Source organism: Paenibacillus nitricinens, from assembly GCF_052056485.1.
Taxonomy (GTDB): domain Bacteria; phylum Bacillota; class Bacilli; order Paenibacillales; family Paenibacillaceae; genus Paenibacillus_AQ; species Paenibacillus_AQ nitricinens.
In genome coordinates this window covers 1,788,813-1,800,338 of record NZ_CP183948.1, presented here as the reverse complement: position 1 = coordinate 1,800,338, position 11,526 = coordinate 1,788,813, and the positions used below count along the sequence as shown (strand labels likewise).

Below are 11,526 nucleotides of genomic sequence, written 5' to 3'. Positions count from 1 at the left end.
GAACGTTATAAAACGTTTAACGGAGTAATGCATATGGAAATAGTTAGTTAGTGATGCTTTGAACAAGTGCAGCTACTTCTTCAGCAGTGCCAAGTTGCAGTGCTTTTGCAGCCAGTTCCTTCATGTCGGCAGCCGACAATTTAGAAATTTGACTACGTGCTGGCAGAATTGACGTTGCACTCATACTGAATTCATCAAGGCCAAGACCTAGTAAGAGTGGAATCGCTGTTGCGTCCCCAGCCATCTCACCGCACATTCCAGTCCATTTACCTTCTGCATGCGCTGCATCAATTACATTTTTGACCAGACGCAGGATGGCCGGATTGTATGGCTGATACAGGTAAGACACCCGTTCATTCATACGGTCAGCAGCCATTGTATATTGAATAAGGTCATTCGTACCAATACTGAAGAAATCAACTTCCTTTGCAAACTGGTCAGCCAATACAGCAGTGGAAGGAATCTCAACCATAATGCCGAGCTGAATGTTGTCAGACACTTCCTTGCCTTCTTCACGAAGCTTCGCTTTCTCTTCAAGCAGAAGATCACGGGCTGCACGGAATTCACCAAGTGTTGCGATCATAGGGAACATAATGCGAAGATCCCCATGAACACTTGCTCTCAGTAAAGCACGCAGTTGCGTACGGAAAATATCCTGACGATCCAGACAAAGACGAATTGCGCGGAATCCTAAGAAAGGATTCATTTCCTTTGGTAGATCCAGATACGGAAGTTCTTTGTCGCCACCGATATCAAGTGTACGTACAACTACCGGTTTGCCTTTCATATTCTCAAGCACAGTACGATAGGCGTTATATTGAATTTCCTCAGAAGGCAACTTATCGCGGCCCATGTATAGAAACTCAGTACGATACAAGCCTACACCTTCGCCACCATTCTCAATTACACCATTGACATCGTTTGGTGTACCGATATTAGCTGCCAACTCCACGTGCTTACCGTCTGCAGAAATCGTTGGTTTATCACGAAGTTTCTTCCACTCTGCAATTTGCAAGTCGTAAGCTTCCTGCTTGCGAACGTACGCTGCCACTTCTGCTTCACTAGGATTAATAAGAACGTCTCCGTTCAGACCATCGACAATCACTAGATCCCCAGAATTCACTTCTGTCATGACATTCTTAGTTCCAACAACTGCTGGAATTTCCAAGGAGCGTGCCATAATCGCTGAGTGGGACGTACGTCCACCAATGTTTGTTGTGAAGCCTTTAACATACTTGCGATTTAGCTGTGCTGTGTCAGAAGGTGTTAAATCCTCAGCGATAACAATAACCTCTTCATTGATTTCTGCAGGACTAACATAATGAATACCCAGCAAGTGGTTCAGCAGGCGTTTGGTCACATCACGCATGTCAGCTGCACGTTCTTGTAAGTAAGCACTCTTCATGTTTTCGAACATTTCAATGAATTGTGTAGCTACTTCGTTTAGTGCATAGTCCGCGTTAACCGATTCCTGACGAATTTTATCAATTACGGGATTAATCAGCTCAGGGTCCTCAAGAATCAGCAGATGGGATGCAAAAATCTCTGCTTTCTTCTCTCCTAGTTCTGCTAAAGTACGCTCTTTAATGGTTTGCAGTTCAGCACTTGATTTAGCAAGTGCGTCATTCAACTTGGCGACTTCTGCTTCAGGATCACTGATACTAGTCTTTGTAATTGTATAATCCGGATGTTTCAGGATAAAAGCACGGGCTACTGCAATCCCTGCTGAAGCCGCGATTCCTGAAATTTTATTCATGGATTTCCCCTAGCCCTTCTTTAATCATTACATCAGAAAGTGCGCTCAGAGCTTCAGCTTCTTCGCTGCCTTCAGTAATCAGAGACAACGTGTCTCCAGCTTCCAGACCCAATGACAATACGCCAAGGATAGATTTCAATGTAACTTTTTTGCCTTTTGCTTCTGCATAAGCTTCTGTACCTTTGAATTTCGTAGCTGTATTTACCAAGGCAGTTGCCGGACGTGCGTGAATTCCATCTTCATCGATAATTCTGAATGTTGTTTGCATAATATTATCCAACTCGCTTTCTTTTAATAGAGTATTTTTTAATTTATAGTGAAGGCTTCGCTCCCTTTAATGTTTAAAGGAAGCTTCCACCCTTGCACTTTTACTGAATGGTAATAATATCCTTATCGCCAATAGATACCTTACCTGGCTTCTTCAAGGTTACGGAAGAGCCTTCTGGCAAATTGGAGAAAATAACAGGAGACATTACTGAAGGTGCATGTGCTTTTACATATTCTAAATCCACTTCCATGATCTGCTGTCCAGCAGCTACAAGGTCGCCCTCTTCAACTAGAACAGTAAAGCCTTGACCTTTAAGCTTAACTGTATTAACCCCTATATGAACGAGCACTTCCTTACCCCCATCGGACATAATGCCGATCGCATGCTTGCTCGGGAACACATTAAACACTTTACCGTAAACCGGTGAAGCAATCTTTCCATCATCAGATAGGAAAGCAAAACCGTCACCCGTCATTTTTTGGGAGAACACTGCGTCTGGAACCTCAGTGATATCCACTAATTCACCATTTACCGGAGAGACGATATCTTCTTTGATAATCGCTTCACCAGTTTCACCCGCCTGCTGTTCTTCTTCAGGCTTAGGTGCAGCCGTTACCGGCGTTGCTGCAGGTGTCTTCCCATTAATTACATCTTGAATCTGCGATTTTATTGTATCGGAACGTGTACCGAAGATCGCTTGGACATTATTACCCACCTCAAGCACACCTGATGCACCAAGCTTCTTCAGACGATTCTTATCCACACCTGATTTATCTTTAACTTCCACACGAAGGCGGGTAATACAAGCATCCAGATGAGCGATGTTCTCTTTACCACCCAACGCAGATAAAATGTTTCGAGGCAGATCATCACCAGTTTTAGAAACTGATTCTGCATCTGTATCATCAGCTTCATCCGTATCTTCTTCACGCCCCGGTGTCATCAGATTGAACTTGCGAATAACAAAGCGGAACCCGAAATAGTAAATCAATGCAAGAGCAAGACCTACTGGAATTACGAGCCACCAAGCCGTACGGTTCGGAATGATACCAAAGAGTACGTAATCGATAAAACCTCCAGAGAAGGTCATACCAATCTTAACATTAAGGATATGCATGGTCATAAAGGACAGACCTGCAAACACAGCATGTACTGCGAACAGCAATGGAGCTACGAACAGGAATGAGAATTCGAGTGGTTCAGTAATCCCTGTCAAGAACGAAGTCAATGCTGCGGAAATCATCAAACTTCCGACGATTTTTTTATTATGAGGTTTAGCTTCATGATAGATGGCCAAAGCAGCTGCTGGAAGACCGAACATCATGAAAGGATACTTACCTGTTGTAAATGTTCCTGCTGTGAATTCAACGCCATCACGAAGCTGCTGCATGAAGATCCGTTGGTCACCACGTACCAATTCTCCAGCTTTATCTACGTAGGTACCAAATTCATACCAGAATGGAGAATAGAAGATGTGATGCAGACCAAAAGGAATCAGCGAGCGTTCGATGGTTCCGAAGATAAACGCTGCGAGCGTTTTATTCGTATCAATCATACTTTGTGATACAAAGTTCAGACCGTGCTGAATTGGCGGCCAAACTAAGGTCAATGCCAGACCGAGAAGCAAAGACGTAACCGCAGTCATGATTGGAACGAAACGTTTACCTGCGAAGAAGCCCAAATAGGATGGAAGCTCAATTTTGAAGAATCGTTTGTACATGGACGATGCCAATATACCGACGAGTATACCACCAAACACCCCTGTCTGCAGTGTTGGAATACCTAAGACGCTAGCATAAGAAAAATCGCCTTGGCTCAGGACATAATCATTGACGCCAATTACAGTACCCATCGTAACATTCATTACGAGGAAACCGATAATTGCGGCTAGACCAGCAACACCTTCACCTCCGGCTAAACCAATCGCAACACCCACGGCAAATAGTAAGGATAGATTATCAAATACAATTTGCCCTGAGTTCATCAATACGTTAGCTATCGCCTGAACGACATCATTCTCCAGTGCCGGAACGTACTGTAGAAAATCGGGGTTTACCAGCATGTTTCCTATTCCAAGCAGCAAACCAGCTGCTGGCAGTATGGCAACTGGAAGCATTAGCGCTTTACCAACTCTTTGTAAAACGCCAAACATCTTTTTAAACATCAAGTCACTTCCTTTCATTATTCACTTTTCAGTAAAACAGATGCCAAAAAAGGCATGAGCAACACAGTATAAAGGTTGTTATCTAACGCTACGGTTAGATTACCCCAAGATGGGGACTAGCAACCAAAATACTGTAAATCACTCATGCCTGATCGAATCAGTTACACGCTTGGTATTCTGTTTTAATTAGGACACCGATATTGTAGCACCGTTTTTTTGAAGTGACAAGCTTTTTTTACGGCTTACCATTCGTCTCCATACCCAATTCGTCTTCTTTCTTCTGGGCAAGACGTTGCAGGTGAACGGTCAAATAGCTGACCTCAGCTGGATACACAGGAATATGCACTCGATTCTCGATAATCTTAGTTAATTGCCAAGCCAAGGAATACATTTCAGGATATTCTCGTTTCATAAGACTATCCAGCGTTGAAGTCTCCCTTACCGATTCTCCACGGCGCAGTCTTTCTAGAACAAAACGTAAATGAGTCACCAATCGTGAATAATCAAGTGAATCACGTGGAATTCGATATTCAAGGTTATTCTCTACGATTCCGATCAAATCCCCAATTAAAAGAGAATGTTGTCTAACCTCAGAAATTTGTCTGTTGCTCAACGCACTAACGATATGAAGTGCCACAAAGCCTACCTCATCTACAGGCAATTCCACATCCATACCTTCATTAATCCGCTCAATCGCATACTCTGCCATCTTGTACTCTTCAGGATAAATCTCTTTAGTCTCATACAGAAATGGATTGTGAATTGGGATATGTTGTTCATAACGCCGAATAGCAAATGAGATATGATCAGTGAGTGCAATATGAACATGCTCATTAAGTGGTTGACTACTGCTTTGCATAATATATAACAAAATTTCATGTACAATCTCAATCAACTTCTCATCCACTTGGGGAAGAAGCTGTTTATATTGTTCCTGTTCTTCCTGGCTGCGCAGAATAAACATCTTCTCCACAGCGGATAGGTTAATCCGATCATGCAATTTTCGATTAAACCCTATCCCTTTGCCAATCACTACAACCTCGGAATATTGGGGATGGTCCGCAATGATAACGTTGTTATTTAACACCTTTGCTACAGTTATGCTACTCATTATTGCCACCTCTTTTATCTCTAAACACCTGACTTCCAAGCAGCAAACGCAACATGAAACGGTACGATTAAAAAACTCTCGTTACCATCATATCATCAACATTCCGATATTAGAAGGATACCCGCGTTCTATTTTACCCGGAAAGTTCTGCTGGAGAACTTATATACCAATGTGAGGGCAATAACCATATAAGCAATCGTTCCCACAAGAACAACTAGTGTAAAAATTGACGATCCTTTTGGGAATCCGATAGAAGCCACGCTTAGTCCTAATACAACGCTATTGACGATAAAAAAGAATGGATTCTTCATATTGAGCTCCGTGCTGTATGGTTGAAAAATATAATACATGAACAAGTGATGCACGGAGAAGAACAAGGAAAGACACAGAATCGTCACCCAAAAAATCAACGCATCCCTCAACCCCCAATCCTCACCCGAGAATAGAAACAGTAGAGTACATGCTAAACATATGGCGACAGCAGGAAGAAGATTAAGGCCACTCAATTTAATAAGACGAATCTTAAAATTGTCCAGAATCGCAGCTTGCTCACGATAGAATCCATAGCGCAACAAGCTTAAATCACAATTGTAAAACATCGCTTTGCATACGCGCTCACCTATAGAGGTATAGTTCATAATAAATACAAAAAAGGGAAGTCCATCAAGCAGATAAGTCGTATACTTAGACGAAGTCTCCGGCGAAATGAGTATGATTAGAACAGCCGCTATAAAGAGCACACCAATGATAATTAAGCGTCTCTGGATGGGTTGAATTAACAAGCGTTTATGTCTGGAGAAAAAAATAGCATTCAGGTAGGCGTAACCTTTTTTTCCTTGAAAAGCTTTCCCCTTAAGTTCTTCCAACGAAAAGTCCTTCTCCTTGGTCTGAACATCTGCTACCCTTGCTTCTTTCATCATCCGGTTCATATCCAGCAGTGGATCATCTATCTTGGTAACGACGTCTACAGCGCTGCGGTAGTTAGGATATTTTCCAATATACACAGCTGCAATTCCTCCAAGTACAACGATCACAAGACTCACTGGGATACTAAATCCTGTCGCATCATTTACGAAAGCATATCCTAGATAAAGGGGCATATAGGCAAATAGAGCACCTAGTCCAATCACCGACCATACCCAGCTCATCTTTTTAACTAACACAATTCCTTTTTTGTCAAAAAACCAAAGATTCAGCGCCTCGGTGACTATTCTCCAAGCCGTTAACAGTAGTGCAAGCCATACGCCATGCCACAACGGGGCCCCAAAAAAGCCCGCAAACACGGTTAATGCCGGAATAAAATATAAAAAGAACGTTAGCCCTTTAAGCAAAAGTGTAGCATGCATATACTGTTTAGCCTGAATTCTCATCAGCTTCACACATATATATTTATCCCGTTTGGGCTCTAATATAAACACATTCGAAACCGCAGCCACAATAAAGCTAAGAATTATAAAAATATGTAAGAACAAAGCATACTGTTCGGCGAGCGGCAATTCTTTGTGTGTGAGGACAATTGGCAAATAGATCACAATTCCCAAATAGGCAAACTTGCCTAAAAACCCCCACACCACCTTCAATGCAAGTACTATCCCAGCGAAGAGTTGTTTTAGTGCAATGTTAGAATAAATATCCCCATTTAAAAGTTTGCCAAGAACAGGTAGCATCTTGAAATAGTAAATCAGCCGATTGGCTCCGGACGAACCTCTAATCCTCTGAATGCTGCGAAGTGTACTAATCATTGTTGCCATCCTGAAGTAAAGCTATAATTTGCTCCTCAAATTCTGGACTTTGCAGAGTCTCACGCGGAATTTCTTGAAGGGTTCCATGATTTAGAATAACCAACTCGTCACATAAATCGGCGGCTAATTGTAAAATATGCGTAGAAAAAATAATGATGTGATCCTGCTTCATCTCACGCAGCAATTTCTTGATCTCAAGAGCCACAACCACATCAAAAGAAGTTAAGGGCTCATCTAGCAAAATCAAAGGCGGGCGAGTAATGATAAAGCAGAGCATTTGGATTTTATTCTTCATCCCGTGGGAATAACCCTTAATCAGCCGGTGTCGATCTTCTTCCTCAAACTTAATAATGGAAAAATAATCTTCAATGCTTTTATCCGGATCGATCTTCTCACGGTTAATGTCCATATAAAACTTAACGAACTCATAACCTGTCAGAAACTCAGGCAAAATGGGTAGGGAAAATACATATCCGATGTCCTCGTCACGAAGCGGACGGGTACTATCCTTCTCACCAATAAAGGCAGCTCCGCTATCCATTGGAATCTCACCACTTAGGCAATTGAAAAGTGTGGTTTTACCTGCTCCATTCCGTCCGAGTAGCCCATAGATCTTCCCTCTTTCAAAGGTGAAATCTGCATCTTTAATCACCTGTTTACCATCGAAGCTTTTATGGATATGGTCTAAAATTAGTTGCACGCTCGCGCACCTCTCCCATTCTATAGCTAAGACCTAGAAACCTAGAGTAAGCCCGGTAGCAATCACCGAGCTTACCTTAAGTTAAATCATTCTAGTAGTTATTGCTTTAACTATTCTTCAGGTTGCTCAGCCACAGAAGTTGAAGCTTTGCTCGATACAACAGATGCTGCTGGAGTTGGCAGGGAAGCTGCCGTTGCGACTGGAACAGCCTTGCTTCCAGTTGACCCTGAGGATCTAGTCGTCAGCCCTTTGATCATGGCCTCTACGTCAATTCCAGAGACACTCTTCAGCATCTCAGGAGCCGTAGACATCAACTGTGTTACATAATTGCTGACACGTGCTGCACCTTCACCATTACCGGTATCTACAACAGTAAGCTTATCAATAGATGCCAGCGGCTTCGCGATTTGGCCAGCCAAATCAGGCAGCATTTTAACAATGATATCGAGCACCGCGGCTTCGCCGAATTTCTGGAAGGCTTCCGCCAGCTTCTCTTTCGCTTCTGCTTCCGCTAGACCACGCAACCGGATAACTTCGGCATCCGCGGTACCTTTAGCCAGCTCTGCATCCGCCATCGCTTGACCTTCAAGGCGCTTCTGCTCCGCTGTAGCCTTAGCTTGCGTCTCGATACTGTATTGCAAGGCATCCGCTTCGCGCATTCTCTTCGCCTTATCGGCTTCCGCTGCTTGCTCTACTGCGTAACGATCCGCTTCCGCTTTTTTCTTCACTTCTGCATCGTACTGCTTCTCACGAACTTGAATTTCTTTAGCCTGTAGATCGATTTCACGTTCCTTACGTACCAGCTCAACCTTCATTTGCTCTTCAACAACGGTCTGCTTCGCACGTGCCTCTTGAATATGGTAAGCCTGATCGGCTTCCGCTTTCGCCGTGTCCTGATCCCGTTTAAACGCAGCCACCTTAAGCTGGTTTTCCTTAGAGGCTTCGGCGATATTCGTATCCCGCAGCAGTTCTGCTTTTTGCCCTTGCTCTTCAGCGTTTGCCTTTTGAATTCTCGCATCCCGCACTGCTTCTGCTTCAGCGATCTCTGCATCACGCTTCACCGCAGCGATTCGCGGTTTACCCAATGCATCAAGATATCCATGTTTATCTCGCACATCCTTGATAGTAAAGGAAACAATTTGCAGACCCATTTTCTTAAGATCACGTGCCGCCACGCCTTGAACCTCTTGCGCAAAACGGTCACGGTTACGATATACTTCCTCAACGGTCATCGAACCGAGAATGGCCCGCAGATGACCCTCAAGAACTTCTTGTGCTTCGCTCTTCAGCGCTTCAATCGGTTTGCCCATAAATTGCTCAGCAGCTGTCGCCACATCTTCAGTCGAGCTGCCCACTTTAATAATCGCTACACCGTCAGCAATAACCGGAACCCCTTGTTCGGTATATACTTCCGGGGTCATCACATCGAGTTTATGAGAAAGAAGCGACATAAATTCAGCCTTCTGAAAGATAGGGAGGATAAAGGCCCCGCCCCCACGAACAATTTTAATCTTACGTCCAGATCCATCGTCAGAAATATGATTTTTACCTAAAAACGAACCTGTTACGATCATCCCTTCATCTGGTCCAACAGTTTTGTAACGTGCCCAGAATGCGATACCTAGCACAAACAAAACAGCAACGACAACAGCAGGGACTAACAAATACTCAGGAATACCGAACATTAAAGATCCACTCCTCTTCTCTTTTCGAATTCTGACACCAATGCAACACCATCTCTAACCTCCACTACAACAACTTTGATCCCTGCCGGAAGCAGCTCATGATCAAAGCTTGCTGCCGTATGCAGGCTATTGCCGGCGCCAAACTTTACCATAATCTCACCATAACCCGTGGCGGGAACAGGAATTGTGATTTCCCCGATCTTGCCAGGCAGATCACTCATTGAGAAACCATTGGACATTTCGCTTTTTTCCATGGGCTTAACCACCCCTAGATACATAAGTACTCCCAAAAAAGCGGCGGCTAACAAAGACAAAGCAATGATCGCCCCAGCTTCCAGAGCGCTGTACCGGGTTAGAAGAATGCCCGCTCCGCCGAACACGGTTATTCCTCCTGCCAGTACGGTGGGATTCAGAAAATCTACGGATACGAAATCAAAGACTCCATGCAAAGCATCTCCGATCACATCACCCACCAGGACGCTGACTATGGCAAATATGACGCCTAGCGCCAAGCAGCCTAAATACAGCGTTTGCATATTTACTTCCTCCTGTCTTCATTCAGGACTGTCATATTAGTTTAAACGAATAAAGTAGGTCATTGGTTTCACAAACTTTGGATATTCACCCATAAAAGTTCCATTCTGAGGATAAACGTACGAAAAATGCGGTCAGCAGCAGCGGAGATCGGGGACGATGTCGAGGAGAAATCCACAGTAGAGCATAAACGAAAAGAAGCGATTCATCCATAACAGGAGAATCGCTTCCTTGACTTTCAAGTACGTCTTCTAGAATAAAGACTGATAGTCTTTTTCGTAGATGAATCTACTTACAGAGCCATTTTATAAATTTCTACTACATCCTCACGGTCAAGCTTGCGGAAATTACCAAACGGTCCGAAACGAACAGCCTTATCAGCCATACTGCCGATCTCGCTGTCATCAATATCATAATCAGCGAGTGTCTTCGGTGCACCAATGGAATCCCAGAAGCTACGTAGCGCTGCAATTCCTTCCAGCCCTATTTCCTTATCGTTCTTGCCAGTAGGATCAATTCCAAACACGTTTACAGCAAGCTTGCGGAAACGGGCAGGATCCGTATCGATATTATATTTCATCCATTGCGGGAACAGAATGGCCAGTCCTCCACCGTGTGGAATGTCGTATACTGCTGATACTGCGTGCTCGATATTGTGAGTCGCCCAATCTCCTGCAAAACCCATGCTAACCATACCGTTAAGCGCCATTGTTCCGCAGTACATGATCGTCTCACGCAGTTCGTAATTATTCAAATCTTCAATAAGCTTCGGTGCGGTTTCGATCACCGTACGTAGCAAAGTCTCACAGAAACCGTCTTGTACCGGTGTGTTGGTGTCGTTATGGAAATAGTGTTCCAGAACATGAGACATGATATCCACCATGCCGTAGACCGTCTGATCACGCGGCAGAGTGAAGGTATTCTCTGGGTCAAGAATCGAAAATGCCGGGAATGCATGAATACTGCCCCAGCCCATTTTTTCCTTGGTCACCTCGTTAGTGATTACAGAGCCGCTGTTCATTTCTGATCCTGTAGCTGCCATCGTCAGCACTGTACCGAGTGGGAGAGCATCTTGAGCAGCTGCCTTACGTTCAACAAAGTCCCACATGTCACCTTCATATTTCGCCCCAACAGCAACTGCTTTAGCGCAGTCCAATACGCTACCGCCGCCTACTGCGAGGATGAGGTCGATATTATGCTCGTGACACAGCTCTACACCTTTATGTACGGTGGAAAGGCGTGGATTAGGCTCTACGCCCGAGATTTCAGTGACCACAGCATCTATTGCGCTCAACTCAGCCATTACTTTATCGTACAGTCCGCTACGCTTGATACTACCGCCACCGTACATCAACAATACATTCTTACCGTACTTAGGAACCTCAGTCTTCAACGCTTCCAGCGTACCCTGTCCAAAGATCAACTTGGTAGGATTATAAAAATCAAAATTACGCATATGTGTAAACCTCCATTAGTTATTTCAGAATGTTGTGCCCACTCGTATTATAAACCTCTGAATAGCTGCATTCAAATGGAGTAGCTTCAAGCGTCATAAAAAAGGGGGAT

The 11,526-nt window shown here is 43.9% G+C and carries 9 protein-coding genes; all 9 read right to left on the bottom strand.

Features of this window, described 5'->3' with window-relative positions:
* Positions 1-43 precede the first annotated feature (43 nt).
* The 9 genes from ptsP to ACN6KS_RS07920 all read right to left on the bottom strand — a co-directional run bounded on the left by ptsP (position 44) and on the right by ACN6KS_RS07920 (position 11,416).
* Positions 44-1,756 carry a phosphoenolpyruvate--protein phosphotransferase gene (gene ptsP / locus ACN6KS_RS07960; protein ID WP_094870608.1) on the bottom strand — a complete coding sequence of 571 codons (1,713 nt, stop codon included), beginning with the start codon at positions 1,754-1,756 and terminating at the stop codon, positions 44-46.
* Positions 1,749-2,024 (bottom strand): HPr family phosphocarrier protein, encoded by a 276-nt coding sequence (locus ACN6KS_RS07955; RefSeq protein ID WP_042131974.1) that lies wholly within the window; start codon positions 2,022-2,024, stop codon positions 1,749-1,751. Before ACN6KS_RS07955 ends, ptsP begins: the two co-directional genes overlap by 8 nt.
* Positions 2,025-2,124: 100 nt before the next feature.
* Positions 2,125-4,188: a glucose-specific PTS transporter subunit IIBC gene (gene ptsG, locus ACN6KS_RS07950; protein WP_440961755.1), complete on the bottom strand. Its 2,064-nt coding sequence runs from the start codon at positions 4,186-4,188 to the stop codon at positions 2,125-2,127.
* Between the two features lie 235 nt (positions 4,189-4,423).
* Complete coding sequence (gene glcT / locus ACN6KS_RS07945; protein WP_094870606.1) at positions 4,424-5,299, bottom strand: glucose PTS transporter transcription antiterminator GlcT; 876 nt, start codon at positions 5,297-5,299, stop codon at positions 4,424-4,426.
* Between the two features lie 128 nt (positions 5,300-5,427).
* Entirely contained in the window at positions 5,428-7,041 is a 1,614-nt protein-coding gene (locus ACN6KS_RS07940; RefSeq protein WP_440961754.1) for a hypothetical protein, read from the bottom strand.
* Positions 7,034-7,741 (bottom strand): ABC transporter ATP-binding protein, encoded by a 708-nt coding sequence (locus ACN6KS_RS07935; RefSeq protein ID WP_094870604.1) that lies wholly within the window; start codon positions 7,739-7,741, stop codon positions 7,034-7,036. Before ACN6KS_RS07935 ends, ACN6KS_RS07940 begins: the two co-directional genes overlap by 8 nt.
* A 110-nt stretch (positions 7,742-7,851) precedes the next feature.
* A complete protein-coding gene (locus tag ACN6KS_RS07930; protein WP_280787410.1) occupies positions 7,852-9,426 on the bottom strand; it encodes a flotillin family protein in 1,575 nt (524 codons plus the stop codon).
* Positions 9,426-9,962 carry a protease gene (locus ACN6KS_RS07925; protein ID WP_440961753.1) on the bottom strand — a complete coding sequence of 179 codons (537 nt, stop codon included), beginning with the start codon at positions 9,960-9,962 and terminating at the stop codon, positions 9,426-9,428. The genes ACN6KS_RS07930 and ACN6KS_RS07925 overlap by 1 nt, the downstream gene beginning before the upstream one ends.
* A 290-nt stretch (positions 9,963-10,252) precedes the next feature.
* A complete protein-coding gene (locus tag ACN6KS_RS07920) occupies positions 10,253-11,416 on the bottom strand; it encodes an iron-containing alcohol dehydrogenase (protein WP_440961752.1) in 1,164 nt (387 codons plus the stop codon).
* Between the last annotated feature and the right edge of the window lie 110 nt (positions 11,417-11,526).